The following is a 22312-nucleotide window of genomic DNA, read 5'->3' on the forward strand; positions in this document are numbered from 1 at the left end:
GCTTGCAGGCTGTTGGTGACACAGAGATTGATTGCGGCCATCAACAAGGAGGGCGAGCATGAAGTGTTTGGCAGTGCTGCTGGCTGGCATTGCCTTGGGAGGCTGCAGTTCAAATAAAACAGCATTAGGCTCTGTACGAAAAGCCTTGATACTCGGTGATGCTGCGTTGAAAACAGCCTCAGAATGCTCAGTTACAACCCGTAAACTCCGCTTCCTCTGCTGTTTTCGCCTTGCCTGACCTTCGTCTCAAAACTTTTCATACAGAGCCTAATAGCCTGAGCTGCTCTGTAGCCGGTAATGACGATTGAGAATTGGAATAGAACTTGCTCCACCTAGCAAAATTGATCACGCTGGGAGCAGAGCTATGATTGATATAGTGAGCTATTTCGAGATCGCTGCGGTCGTGATAGCACTGCTTGTTGATGGGGTAGCTATCCACATGTATCGAGAGTACACCCCTCAGGCGAAAGACTCATTGGGCGCTGGCCCAGTTCTATCCCCTAATGCGGGGGAAATCGCTCATCACCCGGGGGCCTCTCAGGGAAAGGGTAGGGCTCATCACAGGGGCTGCGCAATGGCCACACTGACAGATGCTCAAGTGCAGCAAATGAGAATGCGCAACCTTGAAGAAGACGAGGCTGATTGTCATCGACTTGGGATAATGCATCGATTTATGCATATTTCAGCGCTGTCACCCACGACCCGTGCATCACACGCAGCGCGCCATGGTTGGTTGTATACGGCTGACGATATCAGGCATTGGATGGCAAAAGACGATAATGCCATCGATTGTCACTGTGCCTTCACGCTTGTATTAGTCGATGAGCGAGGAAAGCCACGCAATTCAAGTCTCTTGGCACGAGCAGATGTCGCCAGGCAGAAGTATTTCTCAGATCGCGAACGGAATAAGCAGGCCCCCGGCGCCCCGGCGTTCGGAGGCTCCAACGGCCTGGGCTTGCTCGAAGACTAGCGATTATCACTGTAAAAGAGGTCAATGCCTGATGACCATTTTTTATGAATGCATCGCTGATACAAAAAGGCTTCCCGAACCCGCAATAGTGGCTAAGGGCAATTATTTAATTTGGATTAGACAACCGGTAAGTTAGCAACTCAATTCAATCCAAGCCCATCCGAGTCCAGCGCATGTCCAAAGTTTCAGTCCTTCTCCTTACTTGCGCATTTGCAATCGACTCAGCATTAGCGCAAGCGTCAGTCCAGGATGTGAAAGGGGCAAAAATCCTCGCTGCCGGTAAGATTGAGGCGTATTCCTGTCCGGGGCTCGGGATGTATGACTGTTCAGGGTGGCCAGAGAACCTCTACCGTTTCGTTGATCAGGACATATGCTTCACCTCTAGCGAGTCCTGTGGCCTCGACTGTGATGCCATGCTGATCGACAAGGACGGACAGCAGTCGGTTTTGTTGGTCGGCGTAAGATACGCTGAGAATATTTTACCGGCCTCCGGGCAGGCTGAGAAATGTCCAGCAGATTTCACCCAGTAAGCATGGACGCACGATGACCAGATTGCCGTGACCCAGCAGATGGTATTTTCTGCGCTAATGGGGTATTACAAAGGACCGGCATTGGGTCGGGTCAAGGAGGTCGTTGTGAGCTTGAATCAAGCGCAAGTCGATGCGGTAGAACACCTTCTTATGGCTTTCTTGAAACGCTCGGAAAACGCCCAGGTTGTTGCGAAAGTCTATGAGGACGCTTACGCCTCCATCATGGGTAGCGATGGGCCACCTGGTACCGAAGAAAAGATGGCTTCACTTGAATATTTGAATCAGCTTCGATTGCAACTCAAATAATCTGCGTACCTGAGCTTCCGCGCCACATTTACCCACACGGTGATTGCGTGGCGCGGTAGTTCCAGCATTGGCAACGCGCCTGACTTTGCGCGCTTTCCTCACTTAATACCCTGAACCGCTGATCCCGCCCACATTGCTGGGTGGTTCCCTGGCCTGCTCTTGGGCATGGCTCCACTGTGTGCAGGTCATAAAACTCGTGTGATCCACTTTCTCGGCGCTGTCGAAGCTGACATTGTAGGCGTGCTGGTGGCCGGGTTTGGTGAGGATGTAGTCAAAGCAGGTGCCGGGCACTACAGTGCGAGTGGTGACGGAGAGAGGCATCCCGCCGATGCGCTGGACCTGTTCCTTGCTCATGCCGGTCTCAACCTTTGCTACCAAGGGCAGGTCGCGGTAGATATCGGCATCAGTGGAGCAGCCACTGGCCGCTAAAAGTATGACAATCAGCGCTAAAATAGGTGTGTACATGGCAGTGTTCCCGCACCTGAGTGTCGTTGAGAGACTCATAGGGATGTCACTTAAATTAAAGTCGAGTGCCGCAGGGCGCGCCAATGCCTAAGAGAACGAGAGATGTTCAGAGCTAGATCTTTATTGGTGATCTTCACAAGTCTGGTATTCGCGGCGAGTTCCGCTAGCGCGTTGGCTGACCCGGGTAATGGCAATAGCCAGGGACACGGCAAGGGCAACGGACAAAAAGCCCAGAATCACAGCAATCCGGGTGGTTCAGGTAAAGGGAAAAGTGATGATCGCAGCGACTGGGACCATGGGCCGTCGATTGATCGCAGTGGTGTTCTGGGTATATTGAACAGCTACAACGACTATTGGAACCCCGGCACTGCATTGCCACCGGGCATTCAGAAAAACCTGGCGCGTGGGAAACCATTGCCCCCTGGCATCGCAAAAAAGCTCGATGGGCGATTACTGGGCCGTCTTCCTCATTATGATGGTTATGAGTGGCAGCAGGCCGGAACCGATCTGATCCTGGTAGCCATTGCCACGGGCATCATCTACGAAGTGCTTAACGGCGCCCTCGATTAGTAACAGCCGCGCCGGCAGGGTATGTGCCGGCGTGTACGTTTAGTCGAGTTCAGGCGCGATTCAGATTTTCGATACGTCCGAAGCAGGCGCTTGCTCGGCATCTTGCACATTGCTGATCGACATCGGCGTGTTGATGAGCTGCACGCTGTAGACGCCCAAGTCTTCATTGTTGCGCTGAGACTCGATAGACAGTTTCTCGCCCGTCCATCCAAGTACTTCATTATCGAACGTGGCACCTGATTTGGTTTTTACCAGGTTGGTTTTGCTCTGTGACGGTGGCCCGAAATCGGTGCGCAGCATTTCAGCAACCAGCGCACTGCTATTCGCAGGCCCAGTAAATACCAGCTTATCGATTCGGCCGTTGGAGAGTTGCGCAATCAGTTGGTAGCCGAGCAATACGCGACGGGAGTCGGAGCCCAGAATCAGATACTGATCAGGGGTCTCTGTGCTCACACGACAAAGAGTATCCGGACGGGACACGTCAGACGGGCATTCGTCTACGTCGTTGAGAAAGTCGCCATGCAGATCGACACCCATGAAGGAGGTCGGCTCCTGCGGCCAGCTGATGTTGGTTTGGCCTGCATCGGCAGCCAAAGTGCAGGATGGAATCAGGATGCCTGCCAATACAAGTTTGAGCATGTTCATTGCGTCTTCCTTGATTGAACCGTACTCAATGTAAGAGGTTCGCCTAGGATGGAGGTGATAGTCAAAGTCGGTCTTTACGACTCTCTCTGCCCGCTTCGGTCTGGACAGCAGCTGGGAATTATATGACAAGATCACAGCAGTTTTCCTACAAAGACAAAGAACTTTTTGTTCTCTGCGCCGCCCCGCCTGGCGCAAGGCGCGTTGCGCCTGCACGTAGGAAAAGGGAACGTTGCGTCGAGGTTATCCAAGCGGCAACTGAGAATCAGTTGCAAATGACGACGGTATTATACACAGCAATTATTGAGCGCCTCGCGAATATTCCTACAGTGCTGTACCAGGATTCTTATTAGGATCCGCTCAGCTGGCGCACGCCAGCACCATTGCCACGACTCACACATTCGTTGCTTCGTGGCAATGGTCGCCATGGCTAGGTTTGCAGCAGGTATGCAGGGCCTTGCACTGGGCTTGAGTTGTCCTCGGCATTCATCTGGTCGCAGTGCTTTATTGCGTCTTCCTTGTTCTGATAGCTGGGTTTGAGCCGACCTTTTTCCTGGTTATCGTAGATGTCGAAGCCACCTGAAACAGTTGTTGCGTAGTAGCGGGTGCCAGTGCGGAAGGATTCCTGCTCTATTGGTACCGCCGGAACGATAACGAATCTTGGTTGCATTTTTTGTGCCTCCCCAGGCAGACAACTAACTATTAGTCATCCAATCAGCGAGCTGCAACAAAGCGTTGAGGCAGGCGACCAGAGGTAGGGGCATCACTGTCAAAGCATCGGTGCTGTCTGCTATTTCAGCCATGTTTTGGGAATATCACCGTCTCGCTGCTGTGCGTAGATCGTGTAGGGGAGGGCAACGGTGTCGGCGACGCCCGACAGCACCAAGTCCACCATCATCAATACCGCTGAAGGTTGCCCTGTGCTGCCAACCGTTCGTCGCGGTTCGGCATGCAAGGCACAGAAGTCCAGGGCTGCGCCGCTATAAATGCGTGGGATGGAGTCGCAATGGGACTGCCAGTGGGCGAGCTTGCTGCTCGCCACGCTGTCGTCCCTGAACACCGTGTTGATCGTCCCGCAGCCTGTCAGCGAGATCACGATCAATAAACTGCCTATTGCTTTCATTTTTAAGCCTCCATGCTTACTTGGCTGGCGAGTGTAATGGAACCGCTGGTGTTTTTTGTGGCCAGGTATCAACCCTTGATGCAGGTGTGCCAAAAAACTCACCGATCGTCGCAATGCGAATGCAAATATTTCTTAAATCAATGGCTGTCGTGTAACCTCGCCGCCGCTTGGGCGGCAACTCGTCATGGCTGCCTGTAACCAGAGTGAGTTGGAAATGGGGATGGATGACAAGAAAGGAGCTGTTGCGATTGTGCAATGGCGTCGCAATTTTCTCGGCGATGGCGTGTTGCAGGAAGCTGACTATAACCAGGCCTTGATGGCCGCGGAGCGCTTGGAGCGGTCTGGGTCGGTCAGTGCCAGTGAGTGGCTCGACATGGTGCGCCAGGCGAATGCTGCGTTGCTTCGCCAGTCGGACTAAGGGTGGGTCACAATCGGATGGCACGGTGATTCAAGTCAGCGCCCATACCAGCAGCGACACCACCATTGCCAGCAGGGTGCCCAGCAGTGCGCAGTATTCGATCTTCGAATGTTGTGCGTGCAGGCGCACATCTTCCAGGTATTGAGCTTGAATGAGGGCATGGGGGTATTGGTGCAGGTCTTCGCTCAGGCCTTGAAGGCGTGCGCCAATAATGGCTCCGACGGTATAGAACGTCACCACATAGCTGGCGAGGAAGATCAGCAAGTATTTCATGGTTGCTCCCTGGCGTTGACGATTCGAGGCCCCTGGCTTATACAAGCGTCCCCATTTTCCCGATGTGCTATTGCAGGAACTGATGATGAGCGACGACCTGGACATTCACGAGCCGGAACACGATCACCTGCTCGATCATGAGTTCGATGAAATCGATCCGGCACTGCAGGACGAAGTCGACCCCTTGTTTGATCCTCAGGACGATGAGCACGCCGACGCCCTGGATGAGATGGACTGGGACGAGGGCGTCGACCCGCTGGATGACCTGTAGGCCGCTGTCGTCCTGCTACCGCCCATCTACCGAGAACTTGCCGGCGCCTGTCACTGACAGCAACAACAAGCCGCCACAAATACTCAGGTTCTTGAAGAACTGCACACTGTTGGCCGCACGCGCTGGATCAACCATGTTCCAGAACGGATGGCCAATCACCGCTGTGCCAATCACGAACAGGGCGAACAGAAACGCGAGTGGGCGGGTGTAAAACCCCAGGATCAATAAGATCGCGACGAAAAACTCCATGATCACTGCGACCCCGGCAGCAACCGTGGGCATCGGTGCGCCCAAGGATTCCAGGTAGCCGACAGTGCCATCGAATCCGGTCATTTTGCTCCAGCCAGACATGACGAACAGAATCATCAACAAAATACGCGCCAGCAAGATGATTACGTCACGCTGGTTGTCGAACAGGGTATAGCGCATGGCCGCCTTCCTTTGTAATGGGGCCATTTCACCTTAGCAGTTGATTCTCGCCTTTGCCCCCGGGAAGGGGAATCGCGGGCAGCAAAAAGGCGCCATGAAAGGCGCCTTCTCAGAAGATGGTGCGAGTGGCGGGACTCGAACCCGCAAGGCTCACGCCGGCAGATTTTAAGTCTGCTGTGTATACCAATTCCACCACACTCGCACAGGTTTGAAAGGGTCTGGCGACCGGGGCGCGCTGTTGAATCGAAGCCCTGGAGGAAAAAGCATTTCCTCCGCAATCAAGCGAGCTTTATAACTCATCGTTATATTTGAGTCAACCGGCGGCGAGGGTCTGGCTCGGCCTTCTCTGAGGCGTTGTCGCGACATTTTCAACACAAATGCAATGCGTTGGAATTGCGCGCGGTGTTGGCTGTCTATGCTGGAATACGTCTGCGTTTTGCGTGGAATAGCTATGAGTTCTTCTGATCGCTCGGATTTGCACACCATGCAGGCCAGTCGTTATGAACAACTGGTGCAGGCGGTGGTGGACTATGCCATCTACATGCTTGACCCTGATGGTTATGTGGTGTCCTGGAATGCAGGTGCCCAGCGGATCAAGGGCTGGAGCGCCGATGAAATCATCGGCCAGCATTTCTCCCTGTTTTTCACGGAAGAAGATCTCGCCGAAGGCCGGCCAGCGTTGTTACTGGAGTGCGCGTTGCGTACCGGCGTTGCCCAAGACGAGGGCTGGCGTGTACGTAAGGATGGTACGTGCTTCTGGGCCCTGGCGGCGCTGGATGTGATTCGCTCGCCGGACGGTGAAATCGTCGGCCTGGCCAAGATCACCCGCGACATCACTGACCGGCGCGAGGCGGCCCAGCAACTGGATGCCATGCGCGCTCAGTTATTCCAGGCACAGAAGCTCGAAGCCCTGGGTCAATTGACCGGTGGCATGGCTCATGACTTCAACAACCTGCTGACCATCATTATCGGTTCGGCGAAGTTGGCCCTTAACAGCAAAGACCCACAGCGCAACCAGCGCTTGCTTGAGCATATCCTCGATGCTGGCGAGCGCGGTACGCAAATGACCCAGCAGTTGCTCAGCTTTGCCCGGCACAAGTCGTTGAAACAGGGGCGGGTTCAATTGTCGACGTTGGTCGAGTCGATTCGCATGCTGTTGGGGCATGCATTACCCAGCGGTGTCGAGCTACAGGTGCAACTGGAAGAAGGGCTGCAAGACCTTGGCGTCGATGGTGGACAGTTGCAGATGGTCTTGCTCAACTTAATCCTCAATGCCCGTGATGCCGTGGAGAGTGAGGGCGTGATTCGCCTGCAGGGCAGCAATTGTCTGCTTGACGGTGAGGTCGATGACTTGCACGGTCGCTTTGTACGACTGGACGTCAGCGATGATGGTCGAGGTATAGACCCCAGCGTGTTGCCGCGGATCTTCGAGCCTTTTTTCACTACCAAGGCGTTTGGCCAGGGAACCGGACTGGGGTTGAGTCAGGTTTATGGTTTTACCCGGCAAAGCAATGGTGCCGTGAGCGTTGCCAGTGTGCTGGGTGAAGGCACGTGCATGACCTTGTATCTGCCGGTTTTTACGCCGGTCATCACGCTCTTGGACTGAATAGGTGCGCGTATCGTGGAACAACTCAAACGTCTTGCCAGTGGCATTGAAGGGTTGGACGCACTGCTCAAGGGAGGGCTGATCGTCGGCGCCTCCTACATTGTTCAGGGGCGGCCTGGGTCGGGGAAAACTATCCTGGCCAATCAGTTGGCGTTCAATCATGTTGCTCAGGGCGGGCGGGTACTGGTTGCCACCTTGTTGAGTGAGTCGCACGAACGCTTGTTCCAGTACTTGTCGACCTTAAGCTTCTTTGACCCAAGCCTGGTAGGCAAGCAAATTCAATTTGTCAGTGCCTTCGATACCCTGGAGCGCGAGGGCCTGGATCAGGTGGTCAAGTTGCTGCGTGGCGAAATCAGTCGGCACAAGGCAACGTTGTTGATTGTCGACGGTTTACTGACCGCCAGGTCACGGGCTGAAACGCCGTTGGACACCAAGAAATTCATTGCTGAGCTGCAGGGGCATGCGGCCTTCGCCGACTGCACGGTGTTGTTCCTGACCAGCTCGCGCCTGGATGACGGTAGCCCCGAGCACACCATGGTCGACGGCGTGATCGAGCTGAGTGAGGCATTGGTTGGCAGTCGCTCAGTGCGTAGCATCCAACTGCGCAAAACCCGTGGCAGTGGGGCCTTGTCCGGATTGCACGAGTGCGAGATCACTGAGGATGGCTTGCAGGTCTATCCGCGCCTGGAGTCGTTGCACAGTCAGCCCAGTGACTTAGGGGGCGCAGAGCTCAGCCGGGTTAGCAGCGGCGTCAGGGTTCTCGATGAGTTGCTGGGTGGCGGTTTGCCCGGTGGCTCGATGACCTTGGTGATCGGGCCGTCCGGGATCGGCAAGACCTCCCTGGGGGTGAGCTTTCTGGCCGCAGCCACTGCACAGGAACCCGCGTTGCATTTTGGTTTCTATGAAACGCCCCAACGCTTGCGCTTGAAAGCCAGCGCCTTGGGCTACGATTTCGCCGCGATGGAACGTAGCGGCGCACTGCGCATCGCCTGGCAGCCGACCACCGAAGGGGCGCTGGATGATGTGGGGGCGCGGTTGTTGCGCCAGGTGCGGCAGCACGCAAGCCGGCGAGTATTGATTGACAGCTTCGGCGCGTTCACTCGCCTGACGACCAATCCGGCGCGCCTTAATGAGTTCTTTCGGGCCTTGACCAGTGAACTGCGTGCCCGCGACGTCAGTGTCATGGCAACCTGGGAAATGCGCGATATTTTCGGTTCGGAGATCAATGCGCCAACACCGGGCCTATCGAGTATTGTCGATAACCTGCTGTTGATGCGGTTTGTCGAACTGGATTCGGAGTTAAAACGCTTGCTGTCGATTCTCAAGGTACGTGACAGTCGCTATGACCCGGCGTTGCTGGAGCTGATCATCAGTGATCACGGCATCGATCTGCAAAAAGCCTTCACTCAGGCCACCGCTGTGCTGTCCGGCACCCCGGCGCCGGTGGCGGGCACGTGAGCCGGCAGGCGAGACAGCCATGAGGAGGATTCTGGTTGTCGACGACGAGTACCTCATTGCCAATATCCTGGGCTACGCCCTAGAGGATGAAGGGTACGTGGTGGAGACGGCCAGCAATGGGCAAAAGGCGCTGGACATCCTCAAAGACAAGCAAGTGGATCTGGTTATAACCGACTATATGATGCCGCTGTTGAACGGAGAGGAACTGGCGAAAAACATTCGCGATCAATTGCGCTTATCCCTGCCGCTGATTTTGATGAGCGGTGCTCAGGCTCACGAGGGGCGGGACAATCCTGACTTGTTCGTGGCGGTGTTCGACAAGCCCTTCGATATCACCCAAATGATCGCCAAGGTCAAGGAATTGGTCGGCGCGCCCGAGTCGTCGTAAAGCCATTGCGGCCCGCCACCTAGGCTGACGTATCAGGGTCAAGCGCATCCGTGCGGCTTGAATCAGCGGGCGTTACTCGTGATGAGTATCTCCTTTATCCGGTGCCGGGCTGCCGGCCTGAATGCGCTTGAAAATCTCTTCGCGGTGCACCTGGACATCTTTAGGTGCATCGATACCGATCCTCACTTGCATACCTTTGACGCCCAGAATGGTGACTTTGATGTCATCGTTGATGACGATGCTTTCGCCAACCTTGCGGGTGAGTATCAGCATGTATATCTCCTTGGTAACGTAAATTGCTTTGCAGGCCGCGCCCACACAAGCCAGGAATCCGTGGAACGGGTTCCTCTTTTCCTTCATTAAAGACGCTTTCGGCGGATATTAATTCCCCCGAACACAGATTCTGTCGTGAGTCTTTAGTCGCAGGTGCCCGAAGGGGCGATTTAGCCTGGCGCAGCAGCGGAAGCTGCTCACACCCGCAAGCATAGGGGGCTTGAGCGGATATGGGAAATTTCTCTGCATGATAGGAGAGTTGAGGACGCTTGAGTGGTTTTTCAAGGGCTGCACAGCCGTTGCAGAAACAGCGCCAGGCGGACTTCTTCGACCTCCAGACCCTTGCGTTTACGCGCCGCGGGCAAGTTGGCCAACTCGCCGCGGACAAAACACTCGAACAAGGCCGGGTGGATGTAGCAGCGGCGACAGACTGCCGGGGTGTTGCCCAGGCGCAAGGCGACCTGCTTGACGGTGTCGACGATCTGTCGGCGCGCCTCGCTCTGCGGTTGCCATTGCAAGGTGCGCAAGCGGCTCAGGGCCAGGGCACTGCCGGCCCAGGTACGATAGTCCTTGGCCGTGAAGTCGCTGCCGGTCAGCTGCTGCAGGAAGGCGTTGACGTCGGCCGAACCGACACAATGGCGCTGACCAAGCGCATCCTGATACTGAAACAGGTCCTGGCCGGGCAGGTCCATGCAGCGCTTGATCAGATTGGCCAGGCGACGATTGCGCAAGGTTACCTGATGTTCGATTCCGCTCTTGCCGCGAAAGCTGAAGCGTATGGCGCTGCCTTGGACCTTGACGTGGCGGTTGCGCAGGGTGGTCAAGCCGAAGGAGTTGTTGTCGCGGGCATATTGACGGTTGCCAACACGGATCAAGGTGGTGTCGAGCAAGCTGACCACCAAGGCCATGACTTTTTCCCTGTCCAGTCCTGGGCGCGCCAATTGGCTGTCCAGTTGCTGGCGCAGTTTCGGCAGTGCATCGGCGAAGGCCAGCATGCGCGCGTATTTGTGGCTATCACGAAAGTCACGCCACAGCGTGTGATAGCGGTATTGCTTGCGCCCGCGAGCGTCGCGTCCGGTGGCTTGCAGGTGACCTTGCGGGTCAGCGCAGATCCACACGTCGGTATAGGCCGGAGGCACGGCCAGGGCCTTGATACGCTCCAGGGTGACTGGGTCGCGGATGCGCTGGCCATTGGCATCGACATAAACAAAGCCTGCGCGCGATTTTTTACGGCGCAGGCCAGGCTGGTTGTCGTCAACATAGTGCAGGCCAGCGGGCAGGGCAGTATCGGGCATGGTGCAGGTCCAGTCACGGGGCTTGTTCTATGGACCGCGTGATCAGCCCAGCAGTGCCACCGACTTGATCTGTGCCACCAGTTGTTGGCCTGTGTGCAGGCCCAACTGGTCGGCCGAATAGCGAGTGATGCGTGCCAGCAACACGCTGCCGTCGGCATCAAGGCTGACCAACACATGGGCACTGTTGTCCGCTGGCTGATGGCCGCTGACGCGCACGGGCAAGCGGTTGAGGATGCTGGAATGGCTCTCATGGGCCAGGCTCAAGCTGACATCGCGGGCCTGGACCTTGAGTCGCAACGTGCTACCGAGTGCCAACGGTGCATGCGCCAAGCGCAGTTCCAGGGCGCTGTCAGGTAGCTTCAGGGCCAGTAACTGGTAGTCCGTGTCGTAACGGTTGACCTGACCTTCGATGATCACCCCGGCGTCGTCGCCTTGGGCCAGAGGCAAGTCAAGGCGGGCAAGGGTGGCAGCAATCGGACCGCTGGCCTGAACTTTGCCCTGTTCCAGCAGCACCAGGTGGTCCGCCAGCCGGGCCACCTCGTCCTGGGCATGGCTGACATAAATCAGCGGGATTTGCAGCTCATCGTGCAGGCGCTCCAGGTATGGCAGGATCTCACGTTTGCGCGGCCCGTCGAGGGCGGCCAGGGGTTCGTCCATCAGCAGCAACTGCGGGCTACTGAGCAAGGCCCGGGCGATCCCCACGCGCTGCGCTTCGCCACCAGACAACGTGGCGGGCTTGCGTTCGAGCAGGTGCTCGATGCCCAACAACGCGCAGGCCTGGTCGAGGCTGACCTTGCGCGCTTGGGCGGCGACGCGGCGCCAGCCGAAGGTCAGGTTGCCGTGCACGCTCAGGTGTGGAAACAGGCTCGGTTCCTGAAACACATAGCCGACCGGGCGCAGGTGCGGGGCGATGAAATGGTGGCGGCGCGAGTCCTGCCAGACCTGTCCATTGACTTCGATATAGGCCTCGGACGCTCGCTCCAGGCCGGCGAGGCAACGCAGGCAGGTGGTCTTGCCTGAGCCCGAGTGGCCAAACAAAGCGCTGATGCCGCGTCCGGGTAGTTGCAGGTCGACATCCAGGTCGAAGGTATCACGGGCGACCTTGAGTCGGGCATGAATCATCTTTTGCACGCTCAACTCCAGGCTGCTTTGCCGCGGCGGCTGGAGTACAGCGCCAGCAGCACGAGGAAGGAAAACACCAGCATAGCGCCAGCCAGCCAGTGCGCTTGCGCGTACTCCATGGCTTCGACATGGTCGAAGATCTGTACTGAAACGACACGGGTCTGGTTCGGGATGTTGCCACCAATCATCAATACCACGCCGAACTCACCCACCGTATGGGCAAAACCGAGAATGCTGGCGGTGATGAAACCCGGGCGGGCAAGCGGCAGTACAACATGGACAAAACGGTCCCAGGGGCTGGCGCGCAGGGTGGCCGCCACTTCCAATGGACGCTCGCCGATGGCGCTGAAGGCATTTTGTAGTGGTTGTACGACAAAGGGCATGGAGTAGATCACCGAGCCGATCACCAGACCAGTGAAGCTGAACACCACGGTGCCCAACCCCAGCGCTTCGGTGGTCTGGCCGATCCAGCCGTTGGGGCCCAGGGCGAGCAACAGGTAAAAGCCAATCACCGTCGGCGGCAGCACCAAGGGCAGGGCAACCACAGCCCCCACCGGCCCGCGTAGCCACGAGCGCGTGCGCGCCAGCCACCAAGCGATGGGGGTGCCGACCAGCAACAGGATAAGGGTGGTCAGGCTGGCCAGTTTAAAGGTCAGCCAGATGGCACCCAGGTCGCTGGCATCCAGTGGCATCAGATTTGGTAACCGTAAGATTTAATCACTGCCGCGGCTTTCGGACCTTTGAGGTACTCGACCAGGGCTTTGGCAGCGGCGCTGTCTTTGCCTTTGTTGAGGATTACGGCGTCCTGCTTGATCGGCTCATGCAGGTTGGCCGGAACGATCCAGGCTGAGCCTTCGGTGACTTTGCCATCCTTGTAGATCTGCGACAGTGCCACAAAGCCCAGCTCAGCATTGCCGGTGGAGACGAATTGGAAGGCCTGGGTGATGCTCTGGCCTTCAACAATCTTGCCTTTGATGGCATCGGTCAGCTGGAGTTTGTCCAGTACCTGTGTGGCCGCCAGGCCATAGGGGGCGGCTTTGGGGTTGGCAATGGCCAGGTGTTTGAATGGGTTCTTTTTCAGCACCTCACCTTTGTCATCGACATAGCCAGGGGTAGCCGACCACAAGGCCAGGGTGCCGGTGGCATAGGTAAAGCGTGAGCCCTTGACGCTGGCGCCTTCATTTTCAAGCTTGGCCGGGGTGCTGTCATCGGCAGCCAGGAACACTTCGAACGGCGCGCCATTCTTGATTTGCGCATAGAACTGTCCGGTTGCGCCGTAGGCGGCGACCAGCGTGTGACCGGTGTCTTTCTCGAAGTCTTTGGCGATAGCCTGGATCGGCGCGGTGAAGTTGGCGGCGACAGCGACCTGGACTTCATCGGCCCAGGCACTGTTGAAAGTCATGAAGGTGGCCAGGGCGGCCAGGGCAAATCGAGGGGCGCACTTACTCATGAAACACAGCTCCATGGGCGGAAGGGAATCGCTATGTACGTAAATATATAGCGAATTCCCGACAAACGGAAAGCGCAGCGTTAACGCCGCAATTGAGCAAAGGCTTGTTCTGCCAGGCTACGGGTCAGCTCGCCTGCTGGCAAAGCCCGGGCCAGGCGCGCAGCTTGCCCAGACCAGAGATTGCTGAAGTCGCTGTTGCCGCTGGGCTCACTGATTGCGCGCAGGGGCATCAGGGCGCCACCGGCCAGCGGAAAATCCGGGGCCAGATCACTGATCGGCCCCAGTTCCCGCATGATTCGGGTGCTGATGCCGCGGGCAGGGCGCCCGGTGAACAGGTTGGTCAAGGCCGTGTCGCTGTCCTTGGCTGTTGTCAATGCCTGGCGATGGGCTGCGGACACTTTGGCTTCTGGGCACAACAAGTAAGCGGTACCCATTTGCACGGCGCTAGCGCCGAGGGCCAAGGCCGCGACGATACCGCGATGGTCGCCGATACCACCGGCGGCGATGACTGGCACGCTCACCGCATCGACCACCTGCGGCACCAGGGCGAGGGTGCCAACCTGGGTGTTGAGGTCGCGGCTCAAGAACATTCCGCGATGACCGCCAGCTTCATAGCCCATGGCGATGATCGCGTCGCAACCGTGCTGTTCCAGCCAGATCGCCTCATCGACGGTGGTGGCGCTGGACAGTACTTTCGCCCCCGTGGCCTTGACCCGCGCCAGCAAGCTGGCCTCGGGCAGGCCGAAATGGAAGCTGACCACGGCGGGTTTGAACGCTTCGATCAACTGGCAGGTGGCGTCGTCGAACGGCGCGCGGTTGGATATCGGCGTCGGCGCCTCGAAATCGGCGTCCAGCTCCTCATAGTAAGGTTTGAGCGCCTGCTTCCAGGCGGCATCGCGCGCCGGATCGGGCTGCGGCGGCTGGTGGCAGAAAAAATTGACATTCAACGGCCCACTGCTGGCCTGGCTGAAGGCCTGCAGTTCGGTGCGAATCTGCTCCAGGCTCAAGGTTGCACAAGGCAGTGATCCCAGGCCGCCGGCATTGCTCACGGCAATGGCCATGGCAGAACCGGTGGAGCCAGCCATGGGAGCCTGAATAATTGGCAGCTCGATACCCAACAGGTCGAGAAGACGGGTGTCCGGCCAGTGGCTCATGCCTGGGATTCCTTGTGCGCGGTGACGTTACAGGGCTTTGCTCACCTTGATGTCGGTGATCTTTTTCGCATCTTCGCCGTGGAGTTTTTCCAGGGCGGCTTGCACTTGCTGCGGTGCATCACTGTTCATCTGGGCGAAGTCGAAGCGTTGTTCGCCGTCCAGCTTGTATTTGATGACGTACTTGGTGGTCTGGCTCATGGCTTATCTCAGTTTCGACGACGAACGGCGGATGAACTTGATCTTGTGAGTGAAGGTCGGCTTGGTCACTGCCGACAATGCACGTGGGCCCACGGTATCGATGGTGATGTTCCAGAAGCCGGTGCTGGGTACAGTGATCTTCGCCGGGAAGTCGACAAACGCGCCGCCGTGGTAGGTATGGCGCCCGCCATTCTTGAAGCTGCGGAAGTTGGCGTCGTTCATCAGGCGGATGTTGCAGCGCTGGGAACACTCGATGACGACGATGTCGTCTTCGTTGAGGTGTTCGCGCTGGTGTACGAATTTCATGTTGCTCTCCGCAATGGATCTTTGGGCAAATCAAAACGATACCATGATCAACGGTTACACTGTCGCCCTTCGTGCCTGGCCCAAGATAAATCTGCCAATTCAGGGAGCAAAATGGTCTGGGCGTGGTCTGATTCTTTTTCCGTGGTGGAGGTGTAGCTTGATGAAGTGGGTTGTAGTGGCGTTGGCTGTGACATTAGGGGGTTGCGTCAGCGTCTCGGAGCTTGAACATTCGCCGGAAACATTGAACGTGATTTCTGGCAAAAAGCCCCAGGAGTACGCCACCTGTGTTCAGCAGCACCTGGCCGAAAGCCGTGGGCCTCTGGAAGTCGAACAGCGGCATGACGGCTTGCGTCTGGTGGTACCGCAAAAAGTGGGCAGTGGCCCTGCGGCGCTGGTCGACATCAATGAGCGCGGCAGTGGTAGCAGTATCAAACTCTACGAGCGCTTGAACAACTTCCCGTTGCGCCTGGGCGATGTGAAGACTGCAGCGACGCGTTGCATCTCGGGCTAAGACCTCATCTCCAAAATCAGCGCCAGAAGGCTGTTGCTAGTGCATCGGTAGGTGCTAGGCCGACATGCGCTCAATTAGCGACCACAACGTGGGATCTTCGAAGTCCGCCACTACCAACTGCGCCCCGGCCGCGAGCAGCGCTGCAGGCGCTTGGCTGGTGGACAAGCCCACGGTAAAGATCCCGGCCCGGCTGGCCGCTGTTACCCCCGGCAGTGAATCCTCGAACGCCAATGCATGGCTGGCCTGCGCCTGCAGGCATTCAAGGCCGGTGAGGTAGGGCAGTGGATCCGGTTTGGCCCGTGGCAGCTCCTCAGCCACCAGTACATGCTTAAAACGTCCACTCAGCCCCATGGCATCGAGCATGTGCACGGCATTGGCCCGCGGCGCATTCGTCACCACTGCCATGCCCAGGCCTACCTGCTCGCCATGCTCAAGCAGTCGGAGCAACCCGGCCATGGGCTGTAACGTCGGTGACAGTGCACGAAAGCGAGCCTCTTTGCGGTCGGCGAACGCCTGATGCTCGGCCAATGACCGATCAGGGAACAGATAGCGGCACAGGTCTGCATTGGCCCGGCCACTGACATGGGCATCGAACTGTGCCTCGGTCAATACCCGGCCTTCTTCCAGCAACAACTGTTGCAGGGCCAGCAGATGGAGTTTGTCGGTATCAGTCAGGGTACCGTCGAGATCGAACAGCAGGGCTTCAAGCATGCCAGGGATCCAATGCAAGGGCCGCTCATCATAACCCGACTATAGGGGCTGGTCAGTGCGCGCCGAAAAGAGTACAAATGTACTCCATGAACAGATTATCGCCCAAACGCAGCGCCATTCTCACGTTTATCCGTGAGCGTATAGCCGAGCATGGCCAGGCGCCGAGCCTGGCCGACATCGCTACCGCCTTTGGCTTTGCCTCGCGCAGCGTGGCGCGCAAGCATGTCCAGGCCCTGACCGAGGCCGGCTTCATCGAGGTCACGCCCAATCAGGCGCGGGGCATTCGTCTGGCCGGTGCCTTGCGCCGCCCCGAGGTTCTGGAAATCCCGGTGCTGGGCCAGGTGGCCGCGGGTCGGCCCATTGGCCCCGACGTCGACATCCACGAGCAGCTCATGCTCGACGCCCAGTTGTTCAGCCGCGCGCCTGACTACCTGCTCAAGGTGCGCGGCGACTCGATGATCGACGACGGCATCCTCGACGGCGACCTGGTCGGCATCAAGCAACAGGCGCAAGCCCGTGACGGGCAGATCATCGTCGCTCGCCTTGATGGCGAGGTGACCATCAAGCGTTTCGAATGCATCAGCGCCCAGCAGTACCGGCTGCTGCCACGCAACCCGGCTTATGCCCCGATCGAGGTCGGCCCTGGGCACGACTTCTTCATTGAAGGCGTATTCTGCGGCCTGGTGAGGCGCGGCTGATGGGCGCGGTAGTCAGCCTCGATGGGCTGCTCGACCAGCAACGGGTCTGGAAGGGCCGCCCGCAGGCCCAGCCTCAGGGCCTGCAGCCTACCGGCCATGCGGCGCTGGATTCGGCGCTGCCCGGTGGTGGCTGGCCGCCCGGCGCGCTTACCGAGCTATTGCTGGCCGCCGAGGGCTGTGGCGAGCTGCAACTGCTCTGGCCCAGCCTGGCGCGCCTGACGGCTAGCGCACAGCGGGTGGTATTGATTGCACCGCCGTTCATTCCCTATGCGCCCGCCTGGCAGGCGGCCGGTGTCGACCTGCAGTGGCTGACCCTGGTCGAGACAGCTCCGGCCGAGGTGCTCTGGGCCGCCGAACAATGCCTGCGCTCGGGCAGTTGTGGCGCGGTACTGTGTTGGCCGCAGAAGGCCGATGACCGTGCCTTGCGCCGTTTGCAGGTGGCGGCCGAAAGTGGCCAGAGCCTGGCCTTTGCCTTACGTCCTTTGCAAGCCGCGCTGAACCCTTCACCGGCGGCGTTGCGCATTGCCATTGATGCCCGTCCGAGCCAGTGGCGGGTGCTCAAATGTCGCGGTGGCCTGGCGCCGGTGCGGCCTATAGCCTGCCCCGGTCGAGGCTGATGGATCATGCTCTGGGCTTGTATCCTGCTGCCGCAATTGGCACTCGACGCGGTGCTGCGCGGGCGCGCCGACCCCGACTCGCCGCTGGCGCTGCTCAGCGGCCCGCCTCAGCGCCGCGTGCTGCAGGCCGTCAACCCAGCGGCGGCGACCCTCGGTTTGCGCGCCGGGCAGCCGCTGACTACGGCTCAGGCGTTGGCGGGGCATTTCACCTGCGTTGACCACGACCCGGCGGCTATCGACGCCTTGCAGCAACTGCTCGCCGCCTGGGCTTACCAATTCAGTTCTCAGGTCAGCCTGCATTACCCACGGGTACTGTTGCTGGAAGTCGAGTCCAGCCTGGGCCTGTTTGGCCCCTGGCCTGCATTCGAAGCACGTTTGCGCGCCGAACTGACGGCTCTGGGGTTTCGCCACCGGATTGTCCTGGCGAGCAACCCGGTGGCGGCGCGCATGCTTGCCAACTGCCACGATGGCCTGGCGCTCGAGTGCCCCGACCAGACCCGCGCTGCGCTTGAACAGTTGCCCATCGACCGGGTAGGGCTCCCCGCGGAGGCGGCCAGCGCCTTTGCCCGCATGGGCTTGCGGCGCCTCGGTCAGGTCATGGCGTTGCCGCGTGAGGCCGTGGCCCGGCGTTTTGCCGCAGCGGTGCAGTTGCACTTGGACCGCCTGCTGGGGCTGCGGCCCATGGCCTTGACTTTCTACCTGCCGCCGGATCGCTTTGAGGCCCGCCTGGAGCTGAATTTCGATGTCGAGTCGCACCAGGCCTTGCTCTTTCCGCTGCGCCGCCTGATCAACGACCTGGCGGCGTTCCTGGCCGGCCGCGACAGTGGCGTGCAGCGTTTTACCCTGCACCTGGAGCACGCCGAAGGGCCTGACACCTGTGTGAACGTGGGGCTGTTGGCCGCCGAACGTGACCCTGTGATGCTGTTCGAACTGGCCCGTGGACGCCTTGAACCACTGCAACTGGCGGCGCCGGTGCGTAACCTGCGCCTGCACGCTGAAGACCTGCCGGCCTTTGTGCCGCAGCATCGCGAACTGTTCGAACCGCGTCCGCAGCAGAACCAGCCTTGGGAGCAATTGCGCGAACGCCTGCGGGCACGCCTGGGCGACACGGCGGTGCACAGCCTGTCGGCCCAGGCCGATCATCGACCGGAATGCGCCTGGTGTCTGGATAACGCTGCCAGGTCGGCGCCACTCACGCCGGCCGCGCTGCGTCCAGGCTGGCTGCTGGCCGAGCCCCAGGCCTTGCCGGGTGTGGGCGTGCAACTGCTTACACGCGCCGAGCGGATTGAGTCCGGCTGGTGGGACGGTGGCGATGTGCGGCGCGACTATTACCGGGTACAGACCACGACCGGGCTGTACGCCTGGGCCTATCGCAACCTTGGCGAAGACGGGCCGCTGTGGCTGCAGGGCTGGTTTGCATGAGCACGCCAGCGGCCTACGCCGAACTGCACTGCCTGTCGAACTTCAGTTTCCAGCGCGGTGCCTCCAGCGCCCAGGAACTGTTCCAGCGCGCCCGTCTGCAGGGCTACCAGGCCCTGGCGATCACTGACGAATGCACCCTGGCCGGGATCGTTCGGGCCTGGCAGGCGGCGAGGGCGGTGGAACTGCCCTTGATTGTCGGCAGTGAAGTACGCCTGCATGAGGGGCCCAAGTTAGTGCTGCTGGCGGAGAACCTGGTCGGTTACCAACACCTTTGCCGGCTCATCACCCTGGGACGGCGACGGGCGCAGAAGGGTAGCTATCAACTGCTACGCGAGGACTTCGACGTGCCGCTGGAGGGTTTGCTGGCCCTGTGGGTGCCCGACGAAGGTGAGCAGGACCTAGCGGTCGGGCACTGGCTACGCACACGCTTTGCCGAGCGTCTGTGGCTGGCGGTGGGGTTGCACCGCGGCGCCGACGATGGCGTGCGCCTGCCACAGTTGCTGGCGTTGGCCGCGTCCCTGCACATTCCTGCCGTGGCTACGGGCGATGTGCACATGCATGCCCGTGGGCGGCGGGCCTTGCAGGACAGCATGACCGCGATCCGTCATCACTGCACGGTGGCCGAAGCCGGCCAACGCCTGTTTGCCAACGGCGAGCGGCACCTGCGACCGCTGACGCAACTGACCGAGCTGTACCCGTCGGCCTTGCTTGAGGAGACCCTGCGCATCGCCGCCCGTTGTCGTTTCGACCTGAGCCAGCTGCGCTACCAGTACCCCCGCGAGCTGGTGCCTGACGGGCAAACGGCCAGCGGCTGGTTGCGTCACCTATGCGAACAGGGGCAGCGCTGGCGTTGGCCGGGGGGGCTCGAAGACACGGCACGCCAAGCCCTGGAGCACGAACTCGAGCTGATTGCCGAGCTGAACTACGAAAGCTATTTCCTCACTGTTCACGACATCGTCAACTTTGCCCGTGGTCAGGGAATTCTCTGCCAAGGGCGGGGTTCGGCGGCCAACTCGGTGGTGTGTTATGTGCTGGGCATCACTGAACTGGACCCGATGCACAGCCACTTGCTGTTCGAGCGTTTCCTCTCCCGTGAGCGCGATGAGCCGCCGGACATTGACGTCGACTTCGAGCACGAGCGGCGTGAAGAGGTGCTGCAGTATGTGTTCAGCCGCTACGGTCGTCACCGCGCAGCCCTGACGGCGGTTGCCAGTACCTACCATGCCGCCGGCGCGGTGCGTGACATCGCCCGGGTGCTCGGCCTGCCGGTGGCGCAAATCAACGCCCTGGCCGACTGTTGCGGGCGCTGGAGCGATGGTCTGCCAGCACCGCAGCCACTGCGTGAAGCCGGCTTCGATCCCGACAGCCCGTTGCTGCGCCGGGTGCTGGCGCTGACCGCTGAGCTGATCGGCTTTCCCCGGCATTTGTCCCAACACCCCGGCGGCTTCGTGATTTCCGAGCAGCCGCTGGACAGCCTGGTGCCGGTGGAGAACGCCGCCATGGACGGGCGCACGGTGATCCAGTGGGACAAGGACGACCTTGACCTGGTCGGTCTGCTCAAGGTCGATATCCTTGCCTTGGGCATGCTCAGCGCCTTGCGCCGCTGTTTCGACCTGCTGTACCGCCACCGCGGCCGTGAGTTGACCCTGGCGACGATCCCCGCCGATTGTGCGGCGACCTACGAAATGATTGGCCGTGCCGACACGGTCGGGGTGTTTCAGATCGAGTCGCGGGCGCAGATGGCCATGCTGCCACGGCTCAAGCCCAAGGACTTCTACGACCTGGTGATCGAGGTTGCCATCGTCCGCCCCGGGCCGATCCAGGGCGATATGGTCCACCCGTATTTGCGCCGACGCCAGGGCCTGGAAGACGTGAGCTATCCCTCCGAAGCCTTGAAGAAAGTCTTCGAGCGCACTTTGGGGGTGCCCTTGTTTCAGGAACAGGTGATGGAACTGGCGATGGTCGCTGGCGGCTATTCGGCGGGCGAAGCCGATCAGTTGCGGCGGGCCATGGCCGCCTGGAAGCGTCATGGCGGGCTGGAACCGCACCGCGAACGGCTGATCAGCGGCATGCTCGCCAATGGCTACAGCAGCGAATTTGCCGAGCGTATTTTCGAGCAGATCAAGGGTTTTGGCAGTTATGGCTTTCCCGAGTCCCATGCGGCCAGTTTTGCCTTGCTGACCTACGCCAGTTGCTGGCTCAAGTGCCATGAGCCGGCGATCTATGCCTGCGCGCTGATCAATAGCTGGCCGATGGGTTTTTACAGCCCTGACCAGATTCTTCAGGATGCCCGTCGGCACCGGATCGAGATCCGTGCGGTGGATGTCTGCCACAGCGACTGGGATTGCAGCCTGGAGCCGGGGGCAGGGGACGCCTTGGCGATTCGCCTGGGCTTGCGCCAGATTCGCGGTTTTCGCCAGCAGGATGCCCAGCGGATCGAGCAGGCCCGCGCTGAGTATGGTTGGCGTGACGTCAGTGATCTTTGCCTGCGGGCGCAACTCGATGCCCGTGCCCGCGAACTACTGGCGGATGCCGGTGCCTTGCGCGCATTGGCCAGCGACCGTTACCGGGCGCGCTGGAGCGTGGCGGCGGTACAGGCGCAGTTGCCGTTGTTCGCCGGCATCGAGGCGCCGGTGGAGGCACCGGTGAGCTTGCCGCAGCCCTCCGTCAGCGAGGATATGTTTGCCGATTACGCCAGTGTCGGCACCACCTTGGGCCCGCATCCGCTGACCTTGTTGCGGCGTCGCCTCAACGCCATGGGCTGTCGCAGTTCTCGAGCCTTGGAAGAGGCCGAGCATGGCGACAAGGTCAGCGTGGCGGGCCTGGTGACCGGGCGTCAGCGCCCGGGAACGGCCAGTGGCGTGACCTTTGTCACCCTTGAAGATGAGTTTGGCAATGTCAACGTCGTGGTCTGGCGTGACTTGGCCGAGCGGCAGCGGCGAGTGCTGGTGGGCTCACAGTTGATGCGCGTGAGTGGGCGGCTGGAGTGCGAGAGCGGAGTGCGCCACCTGATTGCCCAGCGGCTGGAAGACCTCAGTGCTCTGTTACAGGGGCTGGATGTGCGCAGTCGGGATTTTCGTTGAGTGCAGGGGGCTGCCATGCAGCC

28 protein-coding genes and 1 tRNA gene are annotated in these 22312 nt (G+C 59.6%); 13 read left to right on the plus strand and 16 right to left on the minus strand.

Annotated elements, in window-relative coordinates:
• The first annotated feature begins 574 nt into the window (after positions 1-574).
• Positions 575-970 carry a hypothetical protein gene (locus CX511_RS10920; RefSeq protein WP_045184389.1) on the plus strand — a complete coding sequence of 132 codons (396 nt, stop codon included), beginning with the start codon at positions 575-577 and terminating at the stop codon, positions 968-970.
• A gap of 635 nt (positions 971-1605) precedes the next feature.
• The gene (locus CX511_RS10925; protein ID WP_231353407.1) at positions 1606-1806 is read left to right on the plus strand and encodes a hypothetical protein; all 201 of its coding nucleotides are present in this window, start codon (positions 1606-1608) and stop codon (positions 1804-1806) included.
• Positions 1807-1908: 102 nt separating this feature from the next.
• Here CX511_RS10925 and osmE read toward each other — a convergent pair whose 3' ends face one another.
• A complete protein-coding gene (osmE, locus tag CX511_RS10930) occupies positions 1909-2271 on the minus strand; it encodes an osmotically-inducible lipoprotein OsmE (protein ID WP_101292204.1) in 363 nt (120 codons plus the stop codon).
• A gap of 102 nt (positions 2272-2373) precedes the next feature.
• On the opposite strand from osmE, the gene CX511_RS10935 reads away from it, so the two are divergent.
• The gene (locus CX511_RS10935) at positions 2374-2841 is read left to right on the plus strand and encodes an anti-virulence regulator CigR family protein (protein WP_045183889.1); all 468 of its coding nucleotides are present in this window, start codon (positions 2374-2376) and stop codon (positions 2839-2841) included.
• 60 nt (positions 2842-2901) lie between these two features.
• Here the strand turns inward: CX511_RS10935 and CX511_RS10940 are convergent, their stop codons facing one another.
• The 3 genes from CX511_RS10940 to CX511_RS10950 form a co-directional block, all read right to left on the minus strand.
• Positions 2902-3486, minus strand: a complete 585-nt coding sequence (locus CX511_RS10940) for a hypothetical protein (RefSeq protein ID WP_045183887.1) — start codon at positions 3484-3486, stop codon at positions 2902-2904.
• Between the two features lie 427 nt (positions 3487-3913).
• Positions 3914-4153, minus strand: coding sequence for a hypothetical protein (locus CX511_RS10945; protein WP_101292205.1), 240 nt, complete (start codon positions 4151-4153; stop codon positions 3914-3916).
• Between the two features lie 120 nt (positions 4154-4273).
• On the minus strand, positions 4274-4606 hold the full coding sequence (locus CX511_RS10950; RefSeq protein ID WP_101292206.1) for a YceK/YidQ family lipoprotein: 333 nt from the start codon (positions 4604-4606) through the stop codon (positions 4274-4276).
• A gap of 220 nt (positions 4607-4826) precedes the next feature.
• Between CX511_RS10950 and CX511_RS10955 the strand changes: the two genes are divergently transcribed.
• A complete protein-coding gene (locus CX511_RS10955) occupies positions 4827-5024 on the plus strand; it encodes a hypothetical protein (RefSeq protein WP_101292207.1) in 198 nt (65 codons plus the stop codon).
• A 30-nt stretch (positions 5025-5054) separates the two neighbouring features.
• Here the strand turns inward: CX511_RS10955 and CX511_RS10960 are convergent, their stop codons facing one another.
• On the minus strand, positions 5055-5297 hold the full coding sequence (locus tag CX511_RS10960; RefSeq protein WP_045183879.1) for a hypothetical protein: 243 nt from the start codon (positions 5295-5297) through the stop codon (positions 5055-5057).
• A gap of 85 nt (positions 5298-5382) precedes the next feature.
• On the opposite strand from CX511_RS10960, the gene CX511_RS10965 reads away from it, so the two are divergent.
• Positions 5383-5568 carry a hypothetical protein gene (locus CX511_RS10965; RefSeq protein WP_045183877.1) on the plus strand — a complete coding sequence of 62 codons (186 nt, stop codon included), beginning with the start codon at positions 5383-5385 and terminating at the stop codon, positions 5566-5568.
• Positions 5569-5583: 15 nt separating this feature from the next.
• On the opposite strand, the gene CX511_RS10970 is transcribed toward CX511_RS10965, so the two are convergent.
• Positions 5584-5997, minus strand: coding sequence for a DoxX family protein (locus CX511_RS10970; RefSeq protein ID WP_045183875.1), 414 nt, complete (start codon positions 5995-5997; stop codon positions 5584-5586).
• Between the two features lie 117 nt (positions 5998-6114).
• Positions 6115-6199: transfer RNA gene (locus CX511_RS10975), tRNA-Leu, on the minus strand.
• 249 nt (positions 6200-6448) lie between these two features.
• Here CX511_RS10975 and CX511_RS10980 point away from each other — a divergent pair.
• The 3 genes from CX511_RS10980 to CX511_RS10990 are packed head-to-tail and all read left to right on the plus strand — an operon-like array spanning position 6449 to position 9449.
• On the plus strand, positions 6449-7603 hold the full coding sequence (locus CX511_RS10980) for a two-component system sensor histidine kinase NtrB (protein ID WP_045183873.1): 1155 nt from the start codon (positions 6449-6451) through the stop codon (positions 7601-7603).
• Positions 7604-7615: 12 nt separating this feature from the next.
• Complete coding sequence (locus tag CX511_RS10985; protein WP_045183871.1) at positions 7616-9061, plus strand: ATPase domain-containing protein; 1446 nt, start codon at positions 7616-7618, stop codon at positions 9059-9061.
• A 19-nt stretch (positions 9062-9080) separates the two neighbouring features.
• Positions 9081-9449, plus strand: a complete 369-nt coding sequence (locus CX511_RS10990) for a response regulator (RefSeq protein WP_045183869.1) — start codon at positions 9081-9083, stop codon at positions 9447-9449.
• A gap of 72 nt (positions 9450-9521) precedes the next feature.
• Here the strand turns inward: CX511_RS10990 and csrA are convergent, their stop codons facing one another.
• The 8 genes from csrA to CX511_RS11030 all read right to left on the minus strand — a co-directional run bounded on the left by csrA (position 9522) and on the right by CX511_RS11030 (position 15247).
• Positions 9522-9722, minus strand: a complete 201-nt coding sequence (gene csrA, locus CX511_RS10995; protein ID WP_045183867.1) for a carbon storage regulator CsrA — start codon at positions 9720-9722, stop codon at positions 9522-9524.
• Between the two features lie 281 nt (positions 9723-10003).
• Entirely contained in the window at positions 10004-11017 is a 1014-nt protein-coding gene (locus tag CX511_RS11000; protein WP_045183865.1) for a DNA topoisomerase IB, read from the minus strand.
• 42 nt (positions 11018-11059) lie between these two features.
• The gene (gene modC, locus CX511_RS11005) at positions 11060-12139 is read right to left on the minus strand and encodes a molybdenum ABC transporter ATP-binding protein (protein ID WP_045184384.1); all 1080 of its coding nucleotides are present in this window, start codon (positions 12137-12139) and stop codon (positions 11060-11062) included.
• A gap of 11 nt (positions 12140-12150) precedes the next feature.
• A complete protein-coding gene (gene modB / locus CX511_RS11010; RefSeq protein ID WP_101292208.1) occupies positions 12151-12831 on the minus strand; it encodes a molybdate ABC transporter permease subunit in 681 nt (226 codons plus the stop codon).
• Complete coding sequence (gene modA / locus CX511_RS11015; RefSeq protein WP_101292209.1) at positions 12831-13589, minus strand: molybdate ABC transporter substrate-binding protein; 759 nt, start codon at positions 13587-13589, stop codon at positions 12831-12833. The genes modB and modA overlap by 1 nt, the downstream gene beginning before the upstream one ends.
• An 80-nt stretch (positions 13590-13669) precedes the next feature.
• Positions 13670-14743, minus strand: coding sequence for an NAD(P)H-dependent flavin oxidoreductase (locus tag CX511_RS11020; protein ID WP_101292210.1), 1074 nt, complete (start codon positions 14741-14743; stop codon positions 13670-13672).
• Between the two features lie 27 nt (positions 14744-14770).
• Entirely contained in the window at positions 14771-14941 is a 171-nt protein-coding gene (locus CX511_RS11025) for a hypothetical protein (RefSeq protein ID WP_177327777.1), read from the minus strand.
• Between the two features lie 3 nt (positions 14942-14944).
• A complete protein-coding gene (locus tag CX511_RS11030; RefSeq protein WP_038612501.1) occupies positions 14945-15247 on the minus strand; it encodes a DUF1883 domain-containing protein in 303 nt (100 codons plus the stop codon).
• A gap of 160 nt (positions 15248-15407) precedes the next feature.
• Here CX511_RS11030 and CX511_RS11035 point away from each other — a divergent pair, with 160 nt between their 5' ends.
• A complete protein-coding gene (locus CX511_RS11035; protein ID WP_045183856.1) occupies positions 15408-15758 on the plus strand; it encodes a hypothetical protein in 351 nt (116 codons plus the stop codon).
• A 54-nt stretch (positions 15759-15812) separates the two neighbouring features.
• On the opposite strand, the gene CX511_RS11040 is transcribed toward CX511_RS11035, so the two are convergent.
• Positions 15813-16469 carry an HAD family hydrolase gene (locus tag CX511_RS11040; RefSeq protein WP_045183854.1) on the minus strand — a complete coding sequence of 219 codons (657 nt, stop codon included), beginning with the start codon at positions 16467-16469 and terminating at the stop codon, positions 15813-15815.
• A 77-nt stretch (positions 16470-16546) separates the two neighbouring features.
• On the opposite strand from CX511_RS11040, the gene lexA reads away from it, so the two are divergent.
• Genes lexA through CX511_RS11060 form a run of 4 tightly spaced genes read left to right on the plus strand, consistent with a single transcriptional unit; the run spans position 16547 to position 22289 of the window.
• Positions 16547-17167, plus strand: a complete 621-nt coding sequence (lexA, locus tag CX511_RS11045; protein ID WP_177409674.1) for a transcriptional repressor LexA — start codon at positions 16547-16549, stop codon at positions 17165-17167.
• The gene (gene imuA, locus CX511_RS11050; RefSeq protein WP_045183850.1) at positions 17167-17784 is read left to right on the plus strand and encodes a translesion DNA synthesis-associated protein ImuA; all 618 of its coding nucleotides are present in this window, start codon (positions 17167-17169) and stop codon (positions 17782-17784) included. The genes lexA and imuA overlap by 1 nt, the downstream gene beginning before the upstream one ends.
• Positions 17785-17790: 6 nt before the next feature.
• The gene (locus tag CX511_RS11055) at positions 17791-19206 is read left to right on the plus strand and encodes a Y-family DNA polymerase (RefSeq protein WP_045183848.1); all 1416 of its coding nucleotides are present in this window, start codon (positions 17791-17793) and stop codon (positions 19204-19206) included.
• Positions 19182-22289: an error-prone DNA polymerase gene (locus CX511_RS11060; RefSeq protein WP_218187395.1), complete on the plus strand. Its 3108-nt coding sequence runs from the start codon at positions 19182-19184 to the stop codon at positions 22287-22289. Before CX511_RS11055 ends, CX511_RS11060 begins: the two co-directional genes overlap by 25 nt.
• Positions 22290-22312: the final 23 nt, after the last annotated feature.

Source organism: Pseudomonas sp. S06B 330, from assembly GCF_002845275.2.
GTDB lineage: Bacteria > Pseudomonadota > Gammaproteobacteria > Pseudomonadales > Pseudomonadaceae > Aquipseudomonas.

Excerpts from the sequence above, each read along its gene's own strand:
- CX511_RS10920 (WP_045184389.1), top strand. The coding sequence starts at position 575 with ATGGCCACACTGACAGATGCTCAAGTGCAGCAAATGAGAATGCGCAAC.
- osmE (WP_101292204.1), bottom strand. The coding sequence starts at position 2,271 with ATGTACACACCTATTTTAGCGCTGATTGTCATACTTTTAGCGGCCAGT.
- CX511_RS10935 (WP_045183889.1), top strand. The coding sequence starts at position 2,374 with ATGTTCAGAGCTAGATCTTTATTGGTGATCTTCACAAGTCTGGTATTC.
- CX511_RS10940 (WP_045183887.1), bottom strand. The coding sequence starts at position 3,486 with ATGAACATGCTCAAACTTGTATTGGCAGGCATCCTGATTCCATCCTGC.
- CX511_RS10945 (WP_101292205.1), bottom strand. The coding sequence starts at position 4,153 with ATGCAACCAAGATTCGTTATCGTTCCGGCGGTACCAATAGAGCAGGAA.
- CX511_RS10950 (WP_101292206.1), bottom strand. The coding sequence starts at position 4,606 with ATGAAAGCAATAGGCAGTTTATTGATCGTGATCTCGCTGACAGGCTGC.
- CX511_RS10955 (WP_101292207.1), top strand. The coding sequence starts at position 4,827 with ATGGATGACAAGAAAGGAGCTGTTGCGATTGTGCAATGGCGTCGCAAT.
- CX511_RS10960 (WP_045183879.1), bottom strand. The coding sequence starts at position 5,297 with ATGAAATACTTGCTGATCTTCCTCGCCAGCTATGTGGTGACGTTCTAT.
- CX511_RS10965 (WP_045183877.1), top strand. The coding sequence starts at position 5,383 with ATGAGCGACGACCTGGACATTCACGAGCCGGAACACGATCACCTGCTC.
- CX511_RS10970 (WP_045183875.1), bottom strand. The coding sequence starts at position 5,997 with ATGCGCTATACCCTGTTCGACAACCAGCGTGACGTAATCATCTTGCTG.
- CX511_RS10980 (WP_045183873.1), top strand. The coding sequence starts at position 6,449 with ATGAGTTCTTCTGATCGCTCGGATTTGCACACCATGCAGGCCAGTCGT.
- CX511_RS10990 (WP_045183869.1), top strand. The coding sequence starts at position 9,081 with ATGAGGAGGATTCTGGTTGTCGACGACGAGTACCTCATTGCCAATATC.
- csrA (WP_045183867.1), bottom strand. The coding sequence starts at position 9,722 with ATGCTGATACTCACCCGCAAGGTTGGCGAAAGCATCGTCATCAACGAT.
- CX511_RS11000 (WP_045183865.1), bottom strand. The coding sequence starts at position 11,017 with ATGCCCGATACTGCCCTGCCCGCTGGCCTGCACTATGTTGACGACAAC.
- modC (WP_045184384.1), bottom strand. The coding sequence starts at position 12,139 with ATGATTCATGCCCGACTCAAGGTCGCCCGTGATACCTTCGACCTGGAT.
- modB (WP_101292208.1), bottom strand. The coding sequence starts at position 12,831 with ATGCCACTGGATGCCAGCGACCTGGGTGCCATCTGGCTGACCTTTAAA.
- modA (WP_101292209.1), bottom strand. The coding sequence starts at position 13,589 with ATGAGTAAGTGCGCCCCTCGATTTGCCCTGGCCGCCCTGGCCACCTTC.
- CX511_RS11020 (WP_101292210.1), bottom strand. The coding sequence starts at position 14,743 with ATGAGCCACTGGCCGGACACCCGTCTTCTCGACCTGTTGGGTATCGAG.
- CX511_RS11025 (WP_177327777.1), bottom strand. The coding sequence starts at position 14,941 with ATGAGCCAGACCACCAAGTACGTCATCAAATACAAGCTGGACGGCGAA.
- CX511_RS11030 (WP_038612501.1), bottom strand. The coding sequence starts at position 15,247 with ATGAAATTCGTACACCAGCGCGAACACCTCAACGAAGACGACATCGTC.
- CX511_RS11035 (WP_045183856.1), top strand. The coding sequence starts at position 15,408 with ATGAAGTGGGTTGTAGTGGCGTTGGCTGTGACATTAGGGGGTTGCGTC.
- CX511_RS11040 (WP_045183854.1), bottom strand. The coding sequence starts at position 16,469 with ATGCTTGAAGCCCTGCTGTTCGATCTCGACGGTACCCTGACTGATACC.
- lexA (WP_177409674.1), top strand. The coding sequence starts at position 16,547 with ATGTACTCCATGAACAGATTATCGCCCAAACGCAGCGCCATTCTCACG.
- imuA (WP_045183850.1), top strand. The coding sequence starts at position 17,167 with ATGGGCGCGGTAGTCAGCCTCGATGGGCTGCTCGACCAGCAACGGGTC.
- CX511_RS11055 (WP_045183848.1), top strand. The coding sequence starts at position 17,791 with ATGCTCTGGGCTTGTATCCTGCTGCCGCAATTGGCACTCGACGCGGTG.